This is a genomic window from Schaalia hyovaginalis (assembly GCF_014208035.1).
GTDB lineage: Bacteria > Actinomycetota > Actinomycetes > Actinomycetales > Actinomycetaceae > Pauljensenia > Pauljensenia hyovaginalis.
Map to the genome: position 1 here is coordinate 1,818,684 of NZ_JACHMK010000001.1, position 24,429 is coordinate 1,843,112.

Genomic DNA, 24,429 nt, shown 5'->3' on the forward strand with positions numbered 1-24,429 from the left:
TTCCGACCTCGGCACCAACCCGGACGCACCCTGTTCCAGGAGTGACAACAACTCGGACGGAGCGAGCTGACGCTCCGACTGTATTCGCAGGTCAGCGATTACGGCCGCTTCTCACGGGGACAGCTCTGTCCGACTTGTGACCGCCTACCAGTAATCCGCTGTCCGACTTGTCGCCACCCGCGCGGGCCCGCACCCCCCCGCATACGCGAGAAGCGGAGGAACCCGATGGGCTCCTCCGCTTTTCTCGTACCCCCAACCGGATTTGAACCGGTGTTAACGCCGTGAGAGGGCGTCGTCCTAGGCCGCTAGACGATGGGGGCGTATGACTCGCGAGCGAGTGTTTGTCGACCGCCGAAGCGATCTGCGTACCCCCAACCGGATTTGAACCGGTGTTAACGCCGTGAGAGGGCGTCGTCCTAGGCCGCTAGACGATGGGGGCCTGATGAGCACAAGCAATGCCTGTGATCGCTGGGGTACCAGGACTCGAACCTAGAATGGCTGAACCAGAATCAGCTGTGTTGCCAATTACACCATACCCCATTGGGCATCACCCTCGACTCCGTCGAGTCGCTGGCGACAAGAGAAGACATTAGCCGAGCAGCATGCCCACTGACAAATCGAGAGAGAGTGCTCCCGATCACGCCCGCCTGGGGCGGAAAGCCCACCCCGGAAGTGCCCGAGAACGCCTCCCGGCAAGGGCCAGGGCCCTCTTGGGCGCCTTCGGGGGTTCTGGACGCCCTCGCGGACGCGCATGGGAACCAAAACGCCCCGATGCGCCTGGAGCTCACGCACTCCAGGAAGGGACTCACACGCCTCTAGACGGGCCCGCACGCTCCGACAAAGGCACGAGCACCCCAGACACGCGAGAGGTCCGAAGGGCCCGCAGCATCGCCGGACAGCACTCGCGGGGCGAAGCCTGACAAGCCCTCCAAACAGCACTCCTGTAGGGAGGACGAAATCGACGGAGCCCCGCCCGAAGAAGCCCTCCGGACAGCATTCGCGGGGCGGACCCGAAGGCCCGCCCCGCAGCACGATTCCGGATCACCCCAACCGTTCGATGAGCCGATCGATACGGGTGAGCACCTCATCACGTCCGAGGATCGCCATGGAATCGACGACCGGCAGCGAAACGTTCGATCCGGTCATCGCGACGAAGAGCGGGCCGAAGGCGAAACGGGGCTTCACACCGAGCCCCTCGACGAGGGCCTCATCGAGCGCGAGCTTGATCCCCTCGGCCGAGAAGTCCTCGAGACCGGCCAGGACCTCGCGGGCCTTGGCGAGAACCGCCGGCGCAGTGTCCTTCAGCTTGCCGAGCGCCTTCTCGTCATAAGCGATCTGAGAAGCGTCGACGAAGAGGAAGCGCATGAGCGGACCGGCCTCGCCGAGCAGCTGGATGCGCGTCTGCGCGAGCGGCGCCGCGGCGTCGAGAACCCGCCGATCGCCCTCGGCGAGCTCCTCGTACGAGTCGGCGGGCACCAGGCCCTCGCGCGCGAGGAAGGGCACGAGGCGGGCCCGGAAGTCATCGCCCTGGAGCAGGCGGATCTGCTCTGCGTTGATCGCCACGCACTTCTTCTGGTCGAAACGCGCGGGATTGGGGTTGACCGCGGAGATGTCGAAGGCCTCGGCCAGCTCGGCCATAGAGAAGATGTCGCGGTCGGGGGCGATCGACCAGCCGAGGAGGGCGAGGTAGTTGTTGAGCCCCTCGGGGATCATGCCCGCCTCCTTGTGCAAGAGCAGATTCGACTCGGGGTCGCGCTTGGACAGCTTCTTGTTCCCCTCCCCCATGACGTAGGGAAGATGGCCGAAGCGCGGCATGAACTTCGCGATCCCGAGCTCCTCGAGGGCCCTGTAGAGCACGATCTGGCGCGGCGTCGACGACAGGAGGTCCTCACCGCGGAGGATGTGCGTGATCTCCATCAGGGCGTCATCGATCGGGTTGACGAGCGTGTACAGCGGATCGCCGTTCGCGCGGACGATCACGTAATCCGGCACCGACCCCGCCTTGAAGGTGATCTCCCCGCGGATGAGGTCGGTGAAGGTGATGTCCTCATCGGGCATCCGCATGCGCAGGACCGGTTCACGCCCCTGCGCCTTGAAGGCGGCGATCTGCTCGTCCGAGAGGTCGCGGTCGAATCCGTCGTACCCGAGTTTGGGGTCCTCGCCCTTGGCGCGGTGGCGCTCCTCGATCTCGGCGGGGGTCGAGTAGGACTCGTAGGCGTACCCGCCCTCGAGCAGCTTGGCGGCGACGTCCCTGTAGATGTCCATGCGCTCGGATTGGCGGTACGGGCCGTGGGGCCCGCCCTTGTTCACGCCCTCATCCCAGTCCAGGCCGAGCCACGACAGGGAGTCGATGATCTGATCGAAGGACTCCTGAGAGTCGCGCGCCGCATCGGTGTCTTCGATGCGGAAGACGAAGGTGCCGCCTGTGTGGCGCGCGTACGCCCAGTTGAACAGGCAGGTGCGGACCATCCCCACGTGAGGGGTTCCGGTCGGGGACGGGCAGAATCGGACGCGCACATCGGCGCCGGAGGCAGTCGTTTCACTCATGATGCGGCCGATTCTACTCGCCCGAAGCGGACAGTTCGGCCCTCGTCGGCAGGTTCTGGCCCCCTGGGACGATCGAAGGATAGCCTGTGGACGTTTGGACGAGTAAGGAGCATCGATGACCTTGAGGATCTTCTCGCCGGAAGAGGCGCGCAGGACGGGCACCTTGAAGTGGACGGGGATCACGCGCAAGGACGGTTCGCCGACGATCGGCGCGTGGGTCGCTGAAATGGACTTCGGCACCTCGCCCGCGGTCGCCGCCGCCATGAAGGCCGCGATCGATGAGGGTCTGCTCGGTTATCAGCCCAAGTGGCTCGCCTCGGCGATTGCGGATGCAACGGCGTCCTTCCAAGCGGAGCGCTTCGGCTGGTCGCTCGAGCCCGCCCAGGTGCGCCTGGTCGCCTCGGTCCTTCCGGCGCTCGAGGCGGTGATCCGGAATCTCGTCCCCGAGGGCGCGCCCGTGATCGTGCCGACCCCCGCGTACATGCCCTTCCTCACGATCCCGGTCGACCTCGGCCACCCGGTGATCGAAGTGCCCTCACTGCGCGGCGGGGCCGCCGGCGGGCGGGGCTGGGCCCTCGACCTCGAGGGGATTCGCCGGGGCCTGGAGGCCGGCGCGGGACTCGTGATCCTGTGCAACCCGTGGAATCCGACGGGGCGCGTGCTCTCCGAGGCAGAGCTCCGCGCCTTCGACGCGGTGCTCAACGGCTCGGACGCCCTGGTCTTCTCCGATGAGATCCACTCCCCTCTCGTCCTCGATGACCTCCCCTTCATCTCCTACGCGCGGGTGAGCCAGGCCGCGGCGGCGAGGACGGTCACCGCGACTGCGGCCTCCAAGGGCTGGAACATCGCGGGCCTGCCGTCGGCCCAGGTCATTCTCCTCGACGATTCCTTGGCGAAGCGCTGGGACTCCTTCGGTCAGCGCCTGGCCTTCGGAGCGAGCGTCATCGGCACGATCGGGCAGATCACGGCCTACACTTCGACGGATTCATGGCAGAGCGAGGTGCTCGACTACATCCGCCTCAACGTGGACGCGGTGGAGCAGGCCCTGGCGAATTCCCCGATCGCCTTCACGAGGCCGGAGGGCACCTACCTGACCTGGTGGGGATTCGAGGGCCTTGGTCTGGAGCCCTCCCCCGGAGTGGCGATGCGCGAGCTGGCGGGCATCGGGGTGAACGACGGCAAGGATCTCGGCGCCGACTACTCGCAGTGGGCGCGGGTGAATCTGGCGACTTCGCACGAGGTCGTCGCCGACATCATCGAACGGACTCTCGCCCTGATCTCGGGCGCGAGCCTGCGCTAGTCCGGGCTGCGGCCCCCGCCCGCGCACGAGCACGGGGCGCTGCGCGAAGAAGTGCCGGATGCGCGGGATATGTGCGGGATGTGCGCGAGAAGCAGCGTCCGCGCACGAGCGCGGGGTGCTGCGGCCGCATGGCCGCAGCACCCCGCGTCCTTCGTTCGGGCCAGCTGCGTCTCAGTCGGCCGCGAGGACCGTTTCGATGCCGATCCGGACCGTTTCTCCGGCGCGGGCGGCGGCCTCCACGACCGCGCCCGGGTCGGTCGGCGCTTCGGCGAAGGAGAGGTCGGAGACGACGCTCATCCCCGCGACGCGGATACCGAGGCCGTGCAGGCAGATCGCCTCCATGATGGTCGACATGCCGACGCAGTCGATCCCGAGCGCGGCGAGGATCCTCGTCTCCGCCATCGTCTGGTACTCGGGTCCCCTGAGGATCGCGTAGGAGCCGGAGCGTTCGCACACGCCCTCGAGGAGGGCCGTGAACCCGGGATCCCACGTGCCCATGACGTCGGTGAACAGGGGCCCGTCGAAGGGCGAGCTCCCGGAGAGGTTCACGTGGTCGCGGATCGCCATGACGTCGCCGAGCTCCCAGTCGCGCAGGCACCCGTTGGCATTGGCGAGCACCGCGCGGTCGATTCCGGCTGCGACCGCGATACGGGCGAGGGCCGTCACCTGCGCGGGGGCCGCGCCCTCGTACAGATGCGTGCGGCCGAGGGCGACGAGGACGCGTCGGCCGTCGATGTCGTAGGAGCGCAGCTCATCGAGGTGGCCGTCCGCCACCGGGGCGAGGACGCCCGGCAGATCGGAGAGGCGCATCCGGGCGACGGCTTCGCCCCAGCGCTCGGCGGAATCGAGGGACCCGGCCAGGCCCGAGCCGAGGACGACGAGGGCGTCATGGCGGTCCGCGCCTGTGAGCTCGGCGAGGCGGGCCGCGCCTTCGCGCGTCCTCTCATCGAGGAGCGCCTCGGCGAAACGCGGGTCGGCCGTCATGTCAGGCCTCCTCGAAGGAGCGGGAGGGCTGGAGTTCCTGGTTGCGCACGCGCTTGGCGGAGGTGAGCCAGTATCCGAGGAAGCCGATGATCATCGCGACGAGGACTCCGAGGTTCGAGTAGGCCCATGCGCCTTCGCGTCCGCCGAGCGGGCCGAGGAAGTAGCCCTGCCACGAGAGCCATCCGGCGTAGGTGTTGACGACGAGGCCCCAGCCGACGAAGGATCCGAGGAGGAGCGAGGCGATCGCGCCCCAGTTGACCGATCCGTATCGGCCGTCGGCGACGAAGAGCGAGGGCTCGTCGTAGTCCTTCTTCCGCAGCGCGATGTCGGCGAGCATGACGCCGCCCCAGGCCGAGATCACGACGCCGAGGGTGATGAGGAAGCCCTGGAAGGGGCCGAAGAAGGAGTCGGAGAAGAAGACGACCACGACGGTGCCGACCAGCATGATCGTGCCGTCGATCGCGGTGGCGACCGGGCGGATCACGGGAAGGCCGGTGGCGAGGAGGGAGAGCCCCGAGGAGTAGATGTCCATGACGATGCCGCCGATGAGGCCGAGGATGGCGACGAGGGCGAAGGGGACGAGGAACCAGGTGGGAAGGATCGTCGTGAGCGCGCCGATCGGGTCGGCGCCGATGGCCTCGCCGAGCTCCGCGTTGGAACCGACGAGGAGCAGGCCGAAGAAGACAAGGATCACGCAGGGCAGGGCCGCGCCGAAGGTCGTCCAGCCGACGACGCCCTTCGTGGACGCCGCGCGGGGCAGGTAGCGCGAGTAGTCGGCGGCCGCGTTGATCCAGCCGAAGCCGAAGCCGACGAGGAGCATGATGCCCGCGCCGATGACTGCGGTGGCCGGGCCGGCCGGGATGGCCATGACCGCTGCGAAATCGATCGAGGGGAAGACGAGGACGAGGTAGATGATCGTGAGGACGGCGGTCGCCCAGGTGATCCAGGTCTGGACCTTCATGATCGTGTCGAAGCCGAGGATGCCGGAGCCGGCGGCGAGGACGAGGACGAGGATGAGGGCGATGATCTGCGCGAGGAGATGGTTCTCGAAGCCGAGGGCGCCCATGACGGTCGCAGTGGCCTGAACGGCCATGACGCACAGGAACATCTCCCAGCCGACCGTGAGGATCCATGAGATGACCGCTGAGATCCGGTTGCCGTTGTAGCCGAAGGCGGCTCGGGAGAGCACGAGGGTGGGGGCCGAGCCGCGCTTGCCCGCGATCGCGATGAGGCCGCAGACCCCGAAGGAGAGGACGACGCCGATGACCGACACGATGACGGCCTGGATGAAGGAGATGCCGAATCCGAGGACCCATGAGCCCCACGAGATTCCGAGGACCGAGATGTTGGCCGCGAACCACGGCATGAACAGGTCGGCGGGGCGGCCTTTGCGCTGGGACTCGGGGATGACATCGAGTCCGGCCATTTCGACAGCAGTTGCAGTGTCGGCGCCGCCTGGCGCCGGGGACGAAGTCGTCGTCGACATTTCGTTACTTCCTCAAATGGTGACGGGTTTTCCGCAGGACCCGCGGAGGCATGATTTTACCTCCGCGGCGGGCGCTCGCGTGCCTCGCAGGAGCAGGCGGGGGTTCCCGTGCGCGGCGTCGGCGCCTTCCCCGACGGGCCGAGAGCGGGCCTCAGGCGTCGACGACCGGGTTGGACAGGACGCCGATGCCTTCGATCTCGACTTCGACTCGTTGTCCGGCTCCGATCGGGCCGACGCCGGCCGGGGTCCCGGTGATGATGACGTCTCCCGGCAGGAGGGTGAAGACGGAGGAGACGTAAGAGATGAGCTCGCGGACGGGCGTGATCATGTGCGCGGTGGTGTCGTCCTGGCGGGGCTGCCCGTCCACGCGCGTCGTCACGCGCAGGTCGTCGACGTTGAGCCGGGGGTCGGCGGTGATCCAGGGGCCGAGCGGGCAGGCGGTGTCGAAGCCCTTCGCCCTCGTCCACTGCGCGTCGGTCCGCTGAATGTCCCGCGCCGTCACGTCGTTCGCGATCGTATAGCCGAGGACGACCCGGTCGGCCTCTTCGACGGGAACGTCCTTGGCGAGGGTCTTGATGACGACGGCGAGTTCGCCCTCGTGGTGGACTTCGTCGGACCATGCGGGACGGATGATGGGGTCGTCGGGCCCGATGATCGAGGTGTTCGGCTTGAGGAAGATCACCGGCTGGTCCGGGGCTTCACCGCCCATTTCGCGCGCGTGATCCGCGTAGTTCTTCCCGATGCCGATGATCTTCGAGGGCGCGGCCACCGGCGCGAGAAGGCGCGCGGAGTCGAGGGCGTAGGCGCGACCGGTCGTTACGGCCCCGGAGGGGAAGGGCGCCGAGGCGAGTTCGAGGATGTCTTCGGAGCCCTCGGCCAGCACGCCGAAACGGGGCTCATCCTCGCCCTCGATGAGGAATCTGAGGTAGCGCTCCGCGGCGCTCATCGGCGCAGCACCGGGTTCGTGAGGCGGCCGATCTCGGGGATCTCGAAAGAGACGGTGTCGCCGTCAGTGATCGGACCGGAGACTCCCGGGCAGCCCGTCGTGATGACGTCGCCGGGGAGGAGGGTGAACAGGGTCGAGCAGTAGGCGACGAGTTCCCGGACCGTGTGGAGCATGTAGGCGGTTGACCCTAAGGCGTGCGCGTCGCCGACACGGCCGGAGATCGTGAGGTTCTGGACGTCGAGCTTCGGGTCCACGACGATCCAGGGGCCGAGCGGGCAGGCGGTGTCGAAGGACTTGCCCTTGAGCCAGGGGCCGCCGTCCATCGCATCGCGCGCGGTCACGTCGTTGCACAGGGTGTAACCGAGGATGACCTGGTCGACCTCGTCGAGGGGCACGTCCTTGGCGAGGGATTTGATGACGACGGCGAGCTCGCCCTCGTAGATGACGTCCCGGCTCCATTCGGGCAGGACGATCGGGTCGTCGGGGCCGATGACGGAGGTGTTCGCCTTGAGGAAGACCGGGGGCATCGTCTCGGGTTCGGGCGAGCCGGGGGCGCGGACCTGATCTGCGAAGTTCGTGCCGATGCCGATGACCTTCGACCTGGGGATCACGGGTGAAAGGAGGCGGACCTCGTCGAGTTCGACGATGCGCCCGTCGGGTTCGATCTCGTTGAAGAGCGGGTCGCCCTTGAGGACGACGATGCGGGTCGAGCCCTCCTCGAGGGCGCCGTAGCGGGGGGAGTCTCCATCGGAGAAGCGCACGATTCTCATGCGGCCAGCCTAGTGCGCGCGGCGGCGAATCGGCACGCGGTCATCGCATCGGGGCGGCGGGCCTTCGAGCCCGTCGAGGCGAACGCCCGGGGGCGGTGCCGGCCGGCACCGCCCCCGTCGCCTCAAGAGGCCGACGTCCCCCTCATCGATTGACGGATCCGGCCGCGGGCGCCCAGGAATCCGTCGGCACATCACCGGGGAGAAGCGGGTTGGAGACACCGACGAAGACAGGCGCCTCGATCCCTGCCTTGCGCTGCTTCTCGAAATCACGCAGCGCCCCGAGTCCCCACTTCGACAGGACGAGCAGGGCGACGAGGTTCGTCAGCGTCATGATCGCCATCGCGATATCGACCGTGTTCCACACGAGATCGAGGGATGTGAGGGCGCCGATGACGACCGAGGCAACCGAGATGATCCGCACCGCCCAGGTGGCCGCCTTGGAGTCGGTCACGAAGGTCATGTTCGTCTCGGAGTACACGTAAGCGGCGATGATCGACGAATAGGCGAGCACGAAGATGAGGACGGCCATCGGCATGATGGTCCAGGCGCCGAGTTCCTCGGCGACGGCCAGGCTCGTGAGATTCGCGGGGTTCACGCCCTCGGCGCCCCACACCTCGGGGCCTGCGATGAGGATGACGAAGGCGGTCGCCGTGCAGACCACGATCGTGTCGATGAACACGCCGAGCGATTGGATCATGCCCTGGCTGACCGGATGGGGCAGGGTCGCCGTTGCGGCCGCGTTGGGAGCCGTGCCCTGGCCCGCCTCGTTGGAGAAGAGGCCGCGCTTCGTGCCGTTGATGAGCGCCGCGAGGATGCCGCCTCCCAGGCCCCCGACGAGGGGTTCGGGGGCGAAGGCGCCCTCGAGGATCTGACTGAGGACGGCGCCGAACTGGCCGATGTTCATGATGACGATGATCGCGACCATGATGACGTAGATCGTCGCCATGATCGGGGCCATCCACTCGGTGACGCGCGCGACCGTGCGGATGCCGCCGAAGATCACCATCGCGGAGAAGACGAAGAGGAGGGCCGCGATGATGAGCTGCGCCTGGGACAGGCCCCAGAGCACCGGCGTGGTCCCGGTGTCGCCGAGGGCGGACAGCAGGGTGCCCGCGATCGCGTTCGACTGGACGGAGGTGATGACGAAGGCGCAGGTGACGACCGTGATGATCGCGAAGACCGAGGCGAGGACCCTGTTCTTCATGCCGAGTTTGATGTAGTAGGCGGGGCCGCCGCGGAAGGAACCGTCGCCGGCGCGGACCTTGAAGATCTGCGCGAGGGTGGCCTCGAAGAAGGCGGTCGCCATGCCGACCAGGGCGACGACCCACATCCAGAAGATCGCGCCGGGCCCGCCCATGAGGAGGGCCGCCGCGACGCCGAAGACGTTGCCGACGCCGACCCTGGCGGCCAGGGAGATCGTGAAGGCCTGGAAGGAGGAGATCCCGCCCTTGGCGCCCTGGCGGGACCCCGTCACGGTGCGGATCATCGTTCCGAAATGGCGCAGCTGGAGGCCGCGAGAGGCGACCGTGAGGAACAGGCCGGTGCCGACGAGCACCCACACGGTGACGTGAAGGGTGAGCCAGTCCGCGACCGTCAGGATTCCATTCGCAAGATCCTCCACGTCGTTCTCCTTCCTCGCCGCAAGCGGCTCCTTCCGGGACCCGCACAGGATGTCACAACTCAGGCGGCCCTTCCCCGCGGATCCACCAAGTGGGCACCCGCGATCCGGGATAATGGAGGTTCCGGCCCGCACGCTCGGACAGGTACCCGAGTGGGCACCCGCGATCCGGGATAATGGAGGCATGACGGCTCCGCTCAACTCCCTGCTCGACGACCTCGAGGACGATGGACTCCTCGACGACGCCGACGCCCTGTACACGGCCTTCTCCTCGTGGGCGGAGTCGACGGGCAGGCCTCTCTACCCCCACCAGGACGACTCTTTCCTCGAGATCCTCGACGGCAAGCACGTCATCGCGGCCACGCCGACGGGTTCGGGCAAGTCGATGATCGCCCTCGCCGCTCATTTCGTCTCGATGGCGCACGGCGGCCGCTCCTACTACACGGCTCCGCTGAAGGCCCTCGTATCCGAGAAGTTCTTCGACCTCGTCGCCCTGTTCGGCGCCGACAACGTCGGGATGGTGACCGGCGACGTGTCCTTGAACGCGGCGGCTCCGATCATCTGCTGCACGGCGGAGATCCTCGCGAACCAGGCGCTGCGGGAAGGGGCGAATCTGGACGCGGACATGATCGTCATGGACGAGTTCCATTTCTACGGCGATCCTCAGCGCGGGTGGGCGTGGCAGGTGCCGCTGCTCGAACTGAAGAAGGCGCAATTCGTCGCGATGTCGGCGACCCTCGGGGACACCTCGCGTTTCGAGAAGGCGTGGAAGGAGCGGACCGGCCGCGATGCCGCCCTGGTCGATGATGCCGAGCGCCCCGTCCCTCTCGAGTTCGAATACGTCGTCGACCGCCTGCCCGACACGGTTGAACGCCTCTTGAAGGAGGGCCGTTGGCCCGTCTACATCGTGCATTTCGCCCAGAAGGACGCGGTCGAGACAGCGCAGTCCTTCGACAAGGCGAAACTCATCGACGCCGAGAAGAAGGAGCGGATCGCGAAGGAGCTTCGGGGGGTCTCCTTCGGGCGCGGGTTCGGCCAGACGCTCCGCTCGCTGCTGTCGCAGGGGATCGGCGTTCATCACGCGGGGATGCTCCCCCGCTATCGCAGGCTCGTCGAGCGCCTCACCCAGCAGGGCCTCCTTCCGATCGTCTGCGGGACCGACACCCTCGGTGTCGGCATCAACGTCCCGATCCGCACCGTGCTGCTCAGTTCGCTCGTCAAGTTCGACGGCGAGCGGATGCGGCACCTGTCCGCACGCGAATTCCATCAGATCGCGGGGCGCGCGGGGCGCGCGGGCTTCGACACGGTCGGTTTCGTCCGGGTGCTCGCTCCCGAGCATGAAGTCGAGGCCGCCCGCGAGCGCGCGCGTTTGACCGCGGCGAAAGAAGCGGCGAGGGACGCCCGCGATCTCAAACGCGCGAAGAAGAAGCAGGCGAAGAAGCGCAGGGGTCCGGCCGAGGGGACGATCTCGTGGACGAAGGGGACTTTCGATCGTCTCGTCGCCGAGTCGCCCGAGCAGCTCCGTTCTCATTTCGGCTTGACGCACGCGATGGTGCTCAACGTCCTCGCGGGTGCGGGCACCGCGAATCGGGATCCGGGCGAGCACCTCGTCGATCTCGCGAGGAACAACGACGATCCCGTGACGGCCGCGAATCCGCATCTGCGCCGCCTCGGGGAGATCTATTCCTCGATGCGCGCCGCCGGCGTCGTCGAGCACGTGTCCTCCGAGCAAGCCGCCCTAGACGGCCTGCCCCGTCTGCGCGCCGCCACGGACCTGCCCGATGAGTTCGCTCTCAATCAGCCCCTCTCCCCCTTCGCTCTGGCGGCGATGGAGCTCCTGGATCCGGAGTCGCCGACTTTCGCCCTCGATGTCGTCTCGGTCGTCGAGTCCGTCCTCGAGGATCCCAGGCCCCTGCTGTACGCCCAGCGGTATGCGGCCAAGTGTGAGGCCGTGAACGCGATGAAGGCCGAGGGCCTCGACTACGAGGACCGGATGGAGGCCTTGGAGGAGGTCACCTGGCCCCGGCCGCTGGCTGAACTCCTCGAGTCGGCTTTCGCGACCTATGTGCGGGCGAATCCCTGGGTCGGTTCGCTCGAGATCTCCCCGAAGTCGGTCGTCAGGGAGATGGTCGAGAATGCGATGACCTTCACCGAGCTCGTCTCCCGCTACGACGTCGGGCGCTCTGAGGGCGTCGTCCTCCGCTACCTCACCGACGTCTACCGGGCGATGCGCCAGGTGATCCCCGATTCGGCGATGACCCCGGAGGTCGAGGCGATCATCTCCTGGCTGGGCGCCCTCATTCGCGCGGTCGACTCGTCCCTCCTCGACGAGTGGGAGGCGCTCGCCGAGGGCCGTGAGATCTCCGCCGATGCGCAGACCGTCGGCTCCGAACTCGCCTACGGCGCCGACGAGGACGGGACGGTCTCCTTCACGGCGAACCTCCACGCCCTGCGCACCGCAGTGCGGACGGCGCTCTTCCACCGCGTCGAGCTCATGAGCCGCGACGCCGTCGAGGCCCTCGGGCGCGAGGACGGGGCTTCCGGCTGGGACGAGTCGAAGTGGGACGAGGTCCTCGGCCGCTACTGGGCCGAGTACGACTGGATCGGCATCGATCAGGCGGCGCGCTCCGCGTCCCTTAGCGCCCTCGACGAGTCGCCCTCGCAGGCGGACCTGGCCGCCAATGGCGCGGACGTCGACGCGGCGTCGGGCCGCTACTGGCTCGCGACGCAGACGCTCCTCGACCCGAACGGCGATGGAGATTGGCGCATCGTCGCGCTCGTCGACCTCACCGAGTCCGATCGGCGCGGGAGCGTCGATCTGCGGATCCTCGACGTCGGGCCGCGGTGATTGCCCGATGACCGGCGAGACGCGGTTCGCGTACGACGTTCGCGAACTCGAGAGCGTCGCTCCGATCTTCCGCTCCGGCGCGCGCGGCATCTACGTCCTCGTCTTCGCGAACGGCGAGCGCTACGTCGGCCAGACGATCGACTTCACCCATCGCTTCGCGACGCATCGCCACGGGGGACGGCATCACCCGCCGTGGACGGACATCGTCGGCGTCGAATTCCAACGCATTGACGAGGGCGACCTCACCCGAGTCGAGAGGGAGACGATCGCCCAGCAACGCGCGCTCGGTCACCTTCTGAGGAACAAGACCTGGAACTTCGACTTCGCGGGAGCGAGCGCACTCGATCACTGGATCCCGCCCCTCCAGCAGGAGCACTGGTCGACAGGCGGCGGAACTCACGACCTCCCGGCCATCGAATCCGCGGCGCACCGGCCGCAAGGCTCCGAGCCGCGACTCTTCACCGAACGAGAAGGACGAGCATTGTGGGCGTTCAATGAGGGGGCCGAGAACGGACCATCGCGGATGCCGTCGTCGCGGATCTCGCTGCCGTACTCGACACCATTCCCCAGGTCGTCGACCTCGAGAGGGAGTATTGGACGATCAGCGACTATCCGAGAACCTCGGGCGGTCGTTTCGCAACGCTCAACGCGGGATCCCTCGAGCTTCTCTATATTCCGCGATGGGATGAGGAGCTGGGACAGGGGCCCGTGTGGACGAGGACGCCGTGCTCACGTCTCAATCTTCTCCCGGGAACTCTGATCACCGACGAGGGCGAGTGGAACCCCGCAGTTCCCAACGAGGACTTCGGGTGGATCGCCGCGGCTGACCGAGTCGAGTACCCCATGACGTGGATGGATCAGATCACCGTGCCCGTCGGCCTTCTGCCTGAGCTCATGGACATCGCGTTCATGCAGTCGGCGGTGCGACGAACGAGCCTCGCGCTCATGCGCAAGGGACCGTCATCGATGTTCAAGCGGTGGCATTCCCCCGAACTCGCCCGACGCGCCTACGAGGAGATCCTCATCGCGTACGACGACCCTGTCGAATGACATAGAAAGTCCTCGTCACCTGCGACGACTAGCTCCTAGGGGAGGAATTGCAGACCTCCTAGGGGAGGAATTGCAGATGTTCTAGGGGAGGAGTCGCAGAATCCGCGTTCGAAACCGGGCCGCCCGGCGGGACGTATCGCACAACAGGTGAGCCCCGATACCATGGGCCCGTGACCCGGCACGGACGGAATCTCCGAGGCCGTCTCGCGCGCGGCCTCCCGCTCGTCCTCGCGACGGGCGCCCTCATGGTGGCCTGCACCCCGTCCCTCGCACCGGACGGGGCTCCCTCCGCATCCGAGGGCCGATCCGACGCCTCCGAGCCCGGCCCCGCCCTCGTCCCCCAGTCCGCGACGTCCGAGCCGGAACCCGAACCCGCGCCCTCGCGCACGGCGACGGTGGTGATGAGCGGCGATCTCCTCTGGCACTCGGGGCTGTGGGAGACCACGGCGGCGGTCGGAGCCCGGACCGGTCGCCTCCCCTACGACTTCTCCGAACTGTTCGCCGGGATGCGCCCCGTCATCGAGGGCGCCGACCTCGCGATCTGTCACGAGGAGGTCCCTCTCTCCCCCGACGACCAGACCCCCTCGGGCTACCCCGTCTTCGGCGCGCCGCAAGAGGTCGCCCCGGCGATCGCGGAGACCGGATGGGACCTGTGCACGACCTCGTCGAATCATTCGATCGACCGCGGATTCGCCGGGATCGAGACGACGCTGCGGGAATTCGACGAGGTCGGCGTCCTCCACACCGGCACCTTCCGCAGCCCCGAGGAGCGCGCGATGCCCACGATCTCCACGACCGCCGAGGGCGTGAGGATCGCGGTCGTCTCCGGCACGTACTCGACGAACGGGATCCCCCTTCCGGAGGGGCGCGAATGGTCGGTCGCGATGCTCGACGCCGCCGACATGATCGCCCGGGCCGAGGCGGCGAAGGCCGCCGGAGCCGACATCGTCCTCGCTGCCGTCCACGCCGGCGAGGAGTACGTCGCCGAGCCGAACGCCCAGCAGATCGAGCTCTCCGAGGCGCTCACCGCATCGGACGCCATTGACCTCGTCTACGGCCACCACGTGCACGTCGTCCAGCCCTGGGCGATCGTCAACGGGAAGTGGGTCGTCTACGGGCTCGGGAACATGATCGCCACTCCCCCGGTCGACTACCGGCGCTCTCATGAGGGCGTGACGGCGCGCTTCACCTTCGTCGAACAGCCGGGCGGCGGGTTCGCGGTCGCCCGCGCGCATTACATTCCGACGCTCATGGATTCGTACTGGACGGGTCAGACGCCGCTTCTTCGGCACGTGACCTCGGCTCTCGGCGCGGGCGAGGGGGTCGCCGCCGACCTCGAGACGGCCCTTGCCGTCACGCACGACGTCGTCTTCTCGCTCGGCGTGCCCGAGGCTCCGCCGATGAGCGAGGATCCGGGTCCGGGCGCGCCGCCCGCCACGGGTCTGTCTCGAAGAGGGCTGATCGGCCGCGAGCGCGGAGCTTCGCCTCAGGCGTGCCAGCGCCGAAGGGCGCCCGCCTATTCCTGAGCGGTGAGCGGCGCGACCTCGGCGCCCGAGACCTCGAGGAAGTCGAGGGGCGAGAGCCTCACCGACAGGCCGCGCCTGCCGCCCGAGACGATGAGCTCCTCGTGGTCGAGGCACGACTCGTCGATGAAGAGCCGATGCGGCGTCGTCTGCCCGAGCGGGGAGATCCCGCCGACGACGTAGCCCGTGCGCCGCTCGGCGACCTTCGGGTCGGCCATCTCGGCGGACTTCGCGCCCGCCGCCTTCGCGATGAGCTTCATCGAGAGGTGGGAGAGGACTGGGATGATGCCGAAGACGTACTCCTCGGGCGTCGTGCGCACCATCAGCGTCTTGAAGGTCGCGGCGGGATCGACGCCGAGCTTCTCGACGGTCTCCGCGCCGAAGGCGCGGGCGCGGGCCGAGTGCTCGTACTCGAGGACCTCGAAGTCGACGCCCGCGGCGGTCAGGGCCTCGATGGCGCGGGTCGGCCCCGAGCCGTGCTCGTCGTGCTTCTTCTTCGCCATCAGAGGATCGAGGCGGTCGGGTCGGTGACGACGGCCTTCCCGAAGGGGAAGCACGTCACGGGAATCATCATGATGTTCGCGATCGCGACGGGGATGCCGACGATCGTCAGGGACTGCGCGAGGGCCGTCGCGACATGCCCGATCGCGAGCCAGAGGCCGGCGACGAAGAACCACACGACGTTCATGAGGGCCGAGCCCGCGCCGGCGGTCGGCAGTTCGACGACGCGCTTCCCGAAGGGCCAGACGACGTACTGGGCGATGCGGAAGCACGCGACGCCCGCGGGGATCGTCACGACGAAGAGGCAGGCGAGGACGCCGAAGAAGATGTACGCCAACCACAGCCAGAACCCTCCGAAGAGGAACCAGATGATGTTGAGCAGGGTGCGCAATGCGTTCTCCTTGAAGAGGCGATGCCGGCGGTCGCCGGAACCCTCAATTATCTCTCGCCGCCGCTCTCTCCGCTCATCGGCGTCCCCCGATCCTCCCCTGATTCGACCCGATCCCGCGGGCCGCTCTCGGCTCTCCCTGAACCCGGTCGACGTCGGGGCCGTAGGATCGGACCATGACGATTCGCGAAGGGATCGAGCGTGTGCTCGAGAGTATCGAGTCGGCCGCCGACGCCGTCGGACGCTCGGGTGAGGTGGACCTTGAGCTCGCCGTGAAGACCCGGACGCCCGAGGAGTGCCGCGAGGCCGCGCAATGCCTCAAGGACTTCGGCCGCCCGATCCTCCTCGGGCACAACCGCGTCCAGGAGGCGCGCGACACCGCCGCCGCGATCCGCGAGGTCGAGGGCGCCTCGATCCGCCTCATCGGCCCGCTCCAGTCGAACAAGATCAATCAGGCCCTCGCCTGCGTCGACGCCATCGAGTCGATCGACTCCCCCGGCCTCGTCGCCAAGCTCGACGCGCGACTCGACCGGCGCCTCCCCGTCCTCGTCGAGGTCAACGTCTCTGGCGAATCCTCGAAGCACGGGTGCGCACCGACGGAGGTCGTCGCCCTCGTCGACGCTGTCGTCGGCTCGACGAACCTCGATCTCGAGGGCTTCATGACGGTCGGCCTCAATTCCCCCGTCGAGAAGGACGTGCGCGCCGCCTACGCGCTCCTGCGCCGCATCCGCGACGACGCCGAGGTCGCGACCGGGATCGGCGGCCTTGCGCTGTCGATGGGCATGTCGAACGACCTCGAGTGGGCGATCGACGAGGGCGCGACCCTCGTCCGCATCGGGACGGCGGTCTTCGGACCCCGCGCCCCGCGAGTCTGAGGAGAACCCGATGAGCACTGCGCCCCACCCAGGATTGAGCGAAACCGCCCTCAGGCTCTCCGCCGGCGACGTCGTCTTCGCGCGCGGCAAGCGCTACGTCGACCGCGTCGTCGGACTCGACATCGGGGCCACGAGCGCGAGCGCGATCGTCACGGGCACGCACCCCTACGCCGTAGAGCTCCTGTGGGAGGAGGAGGGAGCGTTCGACGCCCGGTGCACGTGCCTGCACTTCGACTCGGGCTTCTTCTGCAAGCACCTCGTCGCGGTCGGGCTCGCGGCCCTCGAGGTCCTCGACGGCGACGGATCCGCCCCCTCGGGGTCTCCCGACGGCGCAGCGACGGAGGTGGGTTCCGCGACGCCCGATCAGGTCCGCTCCTATATCGAGTCCCTCGACCGCGCCTCCCTCGAACGCCTCGTCCTCGACTTGGCCGGCTACTCCGACGAGGCGATGACCGCCCTCATGCGCACCGCATCGATCGCGGCCGGAGACATCGGCGACGTCCTCGATCTGCTCGACCAGACCTATTCCTCCCTCCTCTCCACGCGGCGCGGCATCGACTGGAGGGAGGCGATGGACTTCGCCCGAGAGGCCGACGCCTTCATCGAGCAGATCGATGCTCTTCGCGAGCACGGCTACGCGAAGGAGGTCCTCCCGCTCGCGCGCAAGACCCTGCTCCGGATGCAGAAGATGCTCTTCTCGAACGTCGACGATTCCGCGGGGGCCTTCGGCAGTTCATGCCAGTACGCGTGGGAGGTCTACGCCCGCGCGCTTCACGACTCAGGTCCGCACGGCGCGGTCCTCGGCAAGTGGTTCGCGAAGTTCCAGCTCGAGTCCCCCGGCTGGCCGGAGCCGTCTCTCGGAGAGCTCGCCGGGGCGCTCGACGAGAAGGGGCTTGCCGCGTATCGGAAGGCGATCGAGAAGGCGCACGCGGAGTCGCTCGCCCATCCGGCGGAGGGGTACGACTTCCGCGCGTCGACGATCCGCGGACTCCGACTTGAACTCGCCGATCTCGACGGCGACGTCGACGCCGCCGTCGCGATCCTCTCGGAGACCGAACACATCGACTTCGACGCGATCGTCTCGCGCCTCATGACCGCGAAGCGCGAGCGCGAGGCGATGAGCTGGGTCGACCGCGCCCGCGCCAGGATGGACGCCCAGATCGCGCGGCGCGCCTTCAATCCCCTCGTCCTCCCGATGAACGTCGACACGATGGTCGGCCTCTACCTGAACGACGGACGCGGCGAAGAAGCCCTCGACGTCGCGAAGCTCGTCTTCTCGTATCGTCTCGACCCGCCCGACTTCGACCGGGTCCTGCGCGCCGGCAAGGAACTCGGAGTCGCCGAGCAGATGCGCGCCTGGGCCGTCGACCTCGCCGAGAGGGCCGTTCGCACGACCGGCGAGAAGCCGATCGCCCTCGCCCTCCACGAGGGCGACGTCGAGCGCGCCTGGGAGTACGCGAAGGGCTGGGGCGCGGGCTACACATGGCGGGACCTCGTCGCGGCGAGCGGCCCCGACCACGCCGCCGAGGCCGTCGCCCTCTTCCGTCCTTGGGTGCTCGAGTCGCCGAAGCAGAAGGCGGGACGCGAGGGCGCGGCCGAGGTCGTCAAGCGCCTGAAGGCGATGGCGAAGGAGGCGAAGCGCCTCGATCCCGCGCAGCTCGTGCAGGTCGAGGAACTCGTAAGTCGTATCCGCTCCGAATACACGAACCGGCCGAGGCTCCTCGAAGCGCTCGACCGGGCCGGGTTCTGACCGGCGGGTTATCCGTCGGCCAGAGGGGAAGGATCCGTCAGGGGATCCGGTAGGTCCATTCCGGCGTCGCGAACTTCGTCCGGCAGCGCTCCTCGGCGACCGCGATGTCCTCGGCGGTGATCTCGCCGGGAGTCGCGTGGTACTTCTCCTTGAAGTGGTCGTAGAAGGCGTCGAGGATCTGCTCGCGCGGAAGACCCGTCTGCGAGCGCATCGGGTCGACGCGTTTGACCGCTGAGCGGGTGCCCTTGTCGCGGATCTTCTCCATGCCGATGCGCAGGACCTCGTTCATCTTCTCGGCGTCGATGTCGTAGGCCATCGTCACGTGGTGGACCATGTAGCCGTTCGACCAGCGCTTCTGCGCGGCGCCGCCGATCTTACCGACCTCGGAGGCGATGTCGTTGAGCGGCACGTACTTCGCCTTGATCCCGACCTTTTCGAGGACCTCCATCACCCACTGGTCGAGGAAGGGGTAGGACTGCTCGAAGCTCATCCCTTCGACGAGGGCCGTGGGGATGACGAGGGAGTAGGTGACGCAGTTGCCGGGCTCCATGAACATCGCGCCGCCGCCGGTGACGCGGCGGGACACCATGATCCCGTGCTTCTTCTGCCCCTCGGGCTGGATCTCGTTCTGATACGACTGGAAGGAGCCGATGACGACCTGAGGGGCGTTCCACTCCCACAGGCGCATGAAGGGCTTGCGACGCCCCGCGGCGACGTCCTCGACGAGTGTCTCGTCCATCGCGACGTTCACCATCGGGTCGACGACGGGCCCGTGGATCACCTCGAAGTCGATGTCGTCCCAGGACAGAGCGTGGCCGAGTGCCCTGCGGACGGCGACGCCGACCGCGGCCGGCGTGATCCCCATGAGGATGTCTGAGGGAACGAGGGACTTCTCGACGAGGACGGCGATCTCTTGGCCGCTGGCGGACGCGGGCGCCCCTTCGAGAGCCGCGGTCATCCGGGTGAGGGCGTCGTCCGGATCGAGGAAGAAGTCGCCCGAAAGGGTGACGTCGACGAGGGCGTCGCCGTCGACCTCGCAGTCGACGACGACGAGCTTTCCACCGGGAACCTTGTACTCACCATGCATGGCGCTCATTGTCTCTCACCTGCGGGTCCGACTCCACCAGAGCGCCAGAATCCACGTACCCGAAAGGTCGTGTCTTCCGCCATCAACAGCGCTCGATCAGTGTGCGATAGGTCCGAGACTCCCCCGGGTCGAGGTGAACAAGTTCGCCCTGCACCCGCGCGTCGGCGCGGCCGCCGTCCCGGGACGTCGACGGTTCAACCGCTAGGACGTTTCTACCAGGCGACGGGTCACGCCAGAGTATGAGTATCTTCCAATCTTCCGAATCGAATGACACTCTTACCTTCCCTACCTCTGCGGCTTCGACGTTCACCACGCATGCGCTACCGTCACTAGGCGGCAAGAAGTAGCTCACACCTTCAGGCGCAGGCTCCTCGCGGAGCTGAACTGGAAGCACATCAATTGCGCTAGGCGAGGATTCCCGAACCCCAAGAAACACCGCATTAGACGAAACCGTCGTACCTTCCTGCACCAATGGATACCCGAGGTTAATATGATGCCGAAACATGTGTTCAACACTTTCGAAGCCATCATTTGTTACGGTGTCGATAATCTCGATCAAGGGACGGTCTAGAGCGAATCGCAATTCGCGCTGAAGTCGCAGCCACTCTCCCCCAAGGGAATACTCAACGACCTCGCCGCGAACCCGGAGTGACAAGCGTGACCGCCAATCACAGCACTCCAACTCTTCACAGGTGCGCCCAGCATTCATAACAAGCTCAGCAACAACATTTGAAGAGGGAAGGGCGCCAACCCTACCGTGAAGTCCGAACTCCCGCCCCATGTCGACGCTGGGCATACCGGTAGCGAGCATGCCACACGTCGTCAGGAGACCTCCTCCGAATGAGCGAACCCAGTCAGAACCCAAACTGCTCGTGCGCGCTGAGGCTACCCGCCCACATCCACTAATCCACGAAATGGGAAGGTTCGCGGCCGAGGCCCGACCGATATCCAGACAGCGATCGATTTCAAGTTCGACAGAGAAACCTTGCGGGTTCGAAACTAGCAGAAGATCCTCACCCTCTGCCAAGCCATCTGCCGCTTTCACTCGACTCACGTCGATCAGCTGCTCAATCGCACCGAGGCGGCCCCCCACTTCCGACCGAAGCAGCGCTCTCGCTTCGTTAGAAATCTGCAGCACTACTCGCTCCTAAGTGGAACGGCACGTTGCCGCACAGTGCCGATGGAGATCGCAACGATGAGAACGACACCCGTCACGACATACTGCCAATACGACGGCACCCCGAGGAGATTGAGAGCATTTCCCAGAATTGTAAACAGGAGAGCACCGATCACGGTACCCCATATCGTTCCAGAGCCACCCCGCATGCTCGTTCCGCCGATAACAACCGCAGCAATCACGGTCATTTCATACCCGATCGACATGTTTCCTTCGGCCGATGACAGGCGTCCACAAATGAACATCGCACTCAGCGCGAAACAGAATCCAGCGAAGACAAATGCGAGCGTCTTTACGCGCGGAATTGAGATCCCCGCTAAAGCCGCAGCCCTCTCATTCGAACCCACTGCGCGAATCTCGCGACCAAAATACGTATGTTGGAACAGGAGGTACGTCAAGACGGCCAAACACGCGAACACAATGAACGCAATCGGCACCACTGAAATCGAACCGGTTGTAAACGCTCGAAAATAATGCGAGCTAATCGGAACAACGTTTCCATCGGTGAAGATAAACGCCGCGCCCAGGAAAAGATAAAGCGACCCGAGTGTCGCGATGAATGGCGGAATCCTCAGGCCCGCCACCAGCAGACCATTTACCAGACCCATGATCACACCGAGAACGAGCGCGAGAGCGAAGGCCGCTCCAATGGTCATGTGTGGCAAAGCAACCGCCACCACAATCGAACATATCGCAATCTGACCGGCAACCGAAAGATCAATTAAGCCACCCGCAATGAGGACTGTCATTCCGCATGCAGCTATTCCCGCAAAAGCACTCTGAGCCAAGATATTCGCGATATTTCCGGCCCCAAAGAACGAACGGCTACACAATCCGAGCAGCACGCAAACAACAATGAGCGTCGCCGTTAAGTATTGCGCCTTCAGTAGGCGCCATAAGGCACCTGACGCCGGGGAATGTTCATCAGATGAGGGCTTCAACATCTCAGGATTCTTGTCGTTCATCGACTCGCCTTCCCACCTAGGAACGCCTTCTTCACGACCGCGCGCTGGAGAGAGTCCAATGAAAGCGCGAAGACCAGTAGCGCGCCGAGCGCGATGTACTGATAGAACGAAGAGACGTTGAGCAGATTCAACGCTGCATAGATCATCGACAGTAGAAGGGCACCAATCAGCGTGCCCACGATCCGTGGGCGTCCGCCCATCATCGACGTGCCACCGAGCACAACGATCGCAATCGCCTTCAACTCAAGACCCGTCGACACGGTTCCATTAACAATTCCCAACTGACTCGCCAGCAGCACACCGGCGACGCCCGCCATCAACCCGCAGAGAACGTATGCAGAGACGACCATGCGCGAAACCGAAATACCCGAATCGGTCGCAGCAGCCGGCGCATCGCCCACCGCGATCAGATGTCGTCCAAAGCGCGCTCTCGCCACGACGAGCCACCACGCAAACCCGATAGCCATCGCCACAATGAACGGTAACGGCAGGCCAATGACAGAGGTCGTCGCGAATCCCTTGAACCCGATACTACTGATCACCACCGGAGCACCTCCCGTAATGAGAAGCACTGCGCCGCGATATACGCTCATGGTCGACAATGTCGCAATAAAGTCAGGAACTCTAAGTTGTGTCACCAGCAGTCCATTGATGAGGCCTGTAATCAAGCCGACGCCAATACCGCAAACCACTCCAGCAAGCGCTCCACCATGTGCCATGGCTATTGCCGTGGAACACGCAACGAGCGCCTGAGCAGAACCAACCGACAGATCAATACCTCGAACGCCGATTACGACTGTCTGACCGAGCCCAATGATGCCAAGGATCGCTGAACCAATCAAGACATTCGTAACATTTGATGCCGATAGGAAATTGGGCACAAACGCGACGCAGAGCCCAAGGATCAATACAAACGGAATCAGAACTCCAGCATTCTGCATGAGCGATCGCAAGCGGAGCGCCCGCTTCGAATCACGCTCTGATTGAACTCTCGCCTGCTCCTGAAGCGAATCAATCGAGCCCTGTGACACAATCTCACTCACTCGACATCGCCCCCTTCCATCCCCTGACCCACGGCCGCAGCAATAATCGCCTCTTCAGTATTATCGGCACCAGATATCTCAGAAATTATCTTGCCAGAGAAGTAGACGAGACAACGATCGCAAATCGCGGCCAATTCCGGCGCATCAGAACTTGAGATGATCACAGATACACCACGATCCGCAAGCTCCTTAATCAGCTGATATATTTCGACCTTCGCCCCAACATCCACTCCTCGCGTGGGCTCATTGAGAATCAAGATTGGGCATCCGGAAAGAAGCGCCCGACCAAGCAGAACTTTCTGCTGGTTTCCTCCTGAGAGCGATGCAATGAGCTGGCGCGAATTTGCGACACGGATCCTCATCGACTCTCGCAGCTTGCCAAAGGCCCCACTCTCCATCGCACCAATCGGAAGATAGCGCCCAACGGACTTCAAGTTCTTTCGATCTTTCGACACCAGGGCATTTTCGAGCACCGACAGATGCGGGAAGATGCCTTCCGCCTTTCGGTCTTCAGACAACATGAATATGCCATTCCGAATTGCTGATCGACTGTCCCTAATTCTGACATTCTTTCCGCCAACAATGACGCTGCCCGCGATGATGGGAATTGCGCCAAATAGCGCACGAGTCATTTCAGATCTGCCAGATCCAACGAGGCCCGCAAGGCCTAGGATCTCCCCATTTCTCAACTTAAAGTTGTGTCGATTAGCATTTCCCGGGAGCAGAACGTCCTGGACTTGAAGTGCAAAGACAGCACCGGAATCAAGCTTTGCTTCACGCGAGAACTTCTCAGGCTTGCGCCCAAGCATCGCCTCAATGAGCTCATCCTGACTAATGTCTGATGGACGCACTTCGGCAACGAGGGCTCCATCACGCATCACCGCAACGTTCGAACAGATTTCGAATATCTCATCAAGATGATGCGAAACATAGATGACTGCTTTGCCCGCCTTTGCGAGGCGACGAACAATGACATGAAGATTCGCAATTTCTGCATCATTTAGCGCCGCAGAGGGCTCATCCATGATTATTACAGAAAAGTCGTACGATAGCGCCCGCGCGATTTCGACGAGTTGCTGGTCTCCGACGGTTAGGGTCGATACCAGGCGGTTCGGATCCAGCTCGAGGCCGAGTTGCTTGAGAAGTTCGCGTGCCTCTTTGAGTGTGGTCGCGCTTTTTACGAAGGGACCCTGTGTCAGTTCGTGGCCGAGGAATATGTTGTCGGCGATCGAAAGATCTGGGACCAGCATAAATTCCTGGCTTACAACGGCAATACCTGCCGCTTGGGAATCACTTGAAGAGCCGAACTGAACCTCGGCGTCACGAACAACGATACGGCCCGAATACGGACGCTCAATCCCTCCTAGCATTTTGATCAGCGTGGACTTTCCAGCGCCATTTTCGCCAACAAGTCCCAGGACCATTCCTTCTTGAATGGTGAGCGTGACGCCCTTTACGGCGTGTACTCCCGGGTATTTCTGATGGAGTTCCTCCACCCGCAGGATTTCTGAATTGTCCACCGGTCACCAGTCCTCTGCTCGGGCGCCGGGGGGCGGATATCTAAAGATATC

At 65.4% G+C, this 24,429-nt stretch carries 20 protein-coding genes and 3 tRNA genes; 7 read left to right on the forward strand and 16 right to left on the reverse strand.

Annotation, left to right across the window (positions count from 1 at the left end; translation table 11 throughout):
• Positions 1-247 precede the first annotated feature (247 nt).
• From HD592_RS08015 to gltX, 4 genes are all read right to left on the reverse strand, one after another.
• Positions 248-320 (reverse strand) — tRNA-Glu (locus HD592_RS08015).
• Positions 321-366: 46 nt separating this feature from the next.
• Positions 367-439, reverse strand: a tRNA-Glu gene (locus HD592_RS08020).
• 29 nt (positions 440-468) lie between these two features.
• Positions 469-540 (reverse strand) — tRNA-Gln (locus HD592_RS08025).
• A 501-nt stretch (positions 541-1,041) separates the two neighbouring features.
• On the reverse strand, positions 1,042-2,547 hold the full coding sequence (gltX, locus tag HD592_RS08030; protein WP_184453172.1) for a glutamate--tRNA ligase: 1,506 nt from the start codon (positions 2,545-2,547) through the stop codon (positions 1,042-1,044).
• Between the two features lie 115 nt (positions 2,548-2,662).
• On the opposite strand from gltX, the gene HD592_RS08035 reads away from it, so the two are divergent.
• A complete protein-coding gene (locus tag HD592_RS08035) occupies positions 2,663-3,847 on the forward strand; it encodes an aminotransferase class I/II-fold pyridoxal phosphate-dependent enzyme (protein WP_184453174.1) in 1,185 nt (394 codons plus the stop codon).
• Positions 3,848-4,018: 171 nt separating this feature from the next.
• Here the strand turns inward: HD592_RS08035 and HD592_RS08040 are convergent, their stop codons facing one another.
• The 5 genes from HD592_RS08040 to HD592_RS08060 all read right to left on the reverse strand — a co-directional run bounded on the left by HD592_RS08040 (position 4,019) and on the right by HD592_RS08060 (position 9,654).
• Positions 4,019-4,831 carry a purine-nucleoside phosphorylase gene (locus HD592_RS08040; protein ID WP_184453176.1) on the reverse strand — a complete coding sequence of 271 codons (813 nt, stop codon included), beginning with the start codon at positions 4,829-4,831 and terminating at the stop codon, positions 4,019-4,021.
• A gap of 1 nt (position 4,832) precedes the next feature.
• Entirely contained in the window at positions 4,833-6,317 is a 1,485-nt protein-coding gene (locus HD592_RS08045; RefSeq protein WP_246430004.1) for a purine-cytosine permease family protein, read from the reverse strand.
• Positions 6,318-6,468: 151 nt separating this feature from the next.
• Positions 6,469-7,263, reverse strand: coding sequence for a fumarylacetoacetate hydrolase family protein (locus HD592_RS08050; protein ID WP_184453178.1), 795 nt, complete (start codon positions 7,261-7,263; stop codon positions 6,469-6,471).
• Positions 7,260-8,033 carry a fumarylacetoacetate hydrolase family protein gene (locus HD592_RS08055; protein ID WP_184453180.1) on the reverse strand — a complete coding sequence of 258 codons (774 nt, stop codon included), beginning with the start codon at positions 8,031-8,033 and terminating at the stop codon, positions 7,260-7,262. The genes HD592_RS08050 and HD592_RS08055 overlap by 4 nt, the downstream gene beginning before the upstream one ends.
• Positions 8,034-8,175: 142 nt before the next feature.
• Positions 8,176-9,654, reverse strand: coding sequence for an alanine/glycine:cation symporter family protein (locus HD592_RS08060; RefSeq protein ID WP_184453182.1), 1,479 nt, complete (start codon positions 9,652-9,654; stop codon positions 8,176-8,178).
• Between the two features lie 181 nt (positions 9,655-9,835).
• On the opposite strand from HD592_RS08060, the gene HD592_RS08065 reads away from it, so the two are divergent.
• From HD592_RS08065 to HD592_RS08080, 4 genes are all read left to right on the forward strand, one after another.
• Positions 9,836-12,499: a DEAD/DEAH box helicase gene (locus HD592_RS08065; protein WP_184453184.1), complete on the forward strand. Its 2,664-nt coding sequence runs from the start codon at positions 9,836-9,838 to the stop codon at positions 12,497-12,499.
• Between the two features lie 7 nt (positions 12,500-12,506).
• On the forward strand, positions 12,507-13,259 hold the full coding sequence (locus tag HD592_RS08070; protein ID WP_184453186.1) for a GIY-YIG nuclease family protein: 753 nt from the start codon (positions 12,507-12,509) through the stop codon (positions 13,257-13,259).
• Between the two features lie 83 nt (positions 13,260-13,342).
• Complete coding sequence (locus tag HD592_RS08075) at positions 13,343-13,549, forward strand: hypothetical protein (protein ID WP_184453188.1); 207 nt, start codon at positions 13,343-13,345, stop codon at positions 13,547-13,549.
• 170 nt (positions 13,550-13,719) lie between these two features.
• Positions 13,720-15,075, forward strand: coding sequence for a CapA family protein (locus HD592_RS08080; RefSeq protein ID WP_184453190.1), 1,356 nt, complete (start codon positions 13,720-13,722; stop codon positions 15,073-15,075).
• On the opposite strand, the gene ybaK is transcribed toward HD592_RS08080, so the two are convergent.
• Entirely contained in the window at positions 15,066-15,575 is a 510-nt protein-coding gene (gene ybaK, locus HD592_RS08085; RefSeq protein WP_184453192.1) for a Cys-tRNA(Pro) deacylase, read from the reverse strand. The two genes, HD592_RS08080 and ybaK, sit on opposite strands and share 10 nt — an antisense overlap.
• Positions 15,575-15,964, reverse strand: a complete 390-nt coding sequence (locus HD592_RS08090; protein ID WP_184453194.1) for a YccF domain-containing protein — start codon at positions 15,962-15,964, stop codon at positions 15,575-15,577. Before HD592_RS08090 ends, ybaK begins: the two co-directional genes overlap by 1 nt.
• Positions 15,965-16,137: 173 nt before the next feature.
• On the opposite strand from HD592_RS08090, the gene HD592_RS08095 reads away from it, so the two are divergent.
• Positions 16,138-16,836, forward strand: a complete 699-nt coding sequence (locus HD592_RS08095; protein WP_184453195.1) for a YggS family pyridoxal phosphate enzyme — start codon at positions 16,138-16,140, stop codon at positions 16,834-16,836.
• 10 nt (positions 16,837-16,846) lie between these two features.
• Positions 16,847-18,586 carry an SWIM zinc finger family protein gene (locus HD592_RS08100; RefSeq protein WP_184453198.1) on the forward strand — a complete coding sequence of 580 codons (1,740 nt, stop codon included), beginning with the start codon at positions 16,847-16,849 and terminating at the stop codon, positions 18,584-18,586.
• A gap of 37 nt (positions 18,587-18,623) precedes the next feature.
• Here HD592_RS08100 and lplAB read toward each other — a convergent pair whose 3' ends face one another.
• The 5 genes from lplAB to HD592_RS08125 form a co-directional block, all read right to left on the reverse strand.
• A complete protein-coding gene (gene lplAB, locus HD592_RS08105) occupies positions 18,624-19,673 on the reverse strand; it encodes a lipoate-protein ligase LplAB (RefSeq protein ID WP_184453200.1) in 1,050 nt (349 codons plus the stop codon).
• A gap of 82 nt (positions 19,674-19,755) precedes the next feature.
• Complete coding sequence (locus HD592_RS12645) at positions 19,756-20,811, reverse strand: DUF4432 family protein (RefSeq protein ID WP_184453202.1); 1,056 nt, start codon at positions 20,809-20,811, stop codon at positions 19,756-19,758.
• Positions 20,811-21,815, reverse strand: a complete 1,005-nt coding sequence (locus HD592_RS08115; RefSeq protein ID WP_184453204.1) for an ABC transporter permease — start codon at positions 21,813-21,815, stop codon at positions 20,811-20,813. Before HD592_RS08115 ends, HD592_RS12645 begins: the two co-directional genes overlap by 1 nt.
• Positions 21,812-22,858, reverse strand: a complete 1,047-nt coding sequence (locus HD592_RS08120) for an ABC transporter permease (protein WP_184453206.1) — start codon at positions 22,856-22,858, stop codon at positions 21,812-21,814. Before HD592_RS08120 ends, HD592_RS08115 begins: the two co-directional genes overlap by 4 nt.
• Complete coding sequence (locus HD592_RS08125; RefSeq protein WP_184453208.1) at positions 22,855-24,378, reverse strand: ATP-binding cassette domain-containing protein; 1,524 nt, start codon at positions 24,376-24,378, stop codon at positions 22,855-22,857. Before HD592_RS08125 ends, HD592_RS08120 begins: the two co-directional genes overlap by 4 nt.
• Between the last annotated feature and the right edge of the window lie 51 nt (positions 24,379-24,429).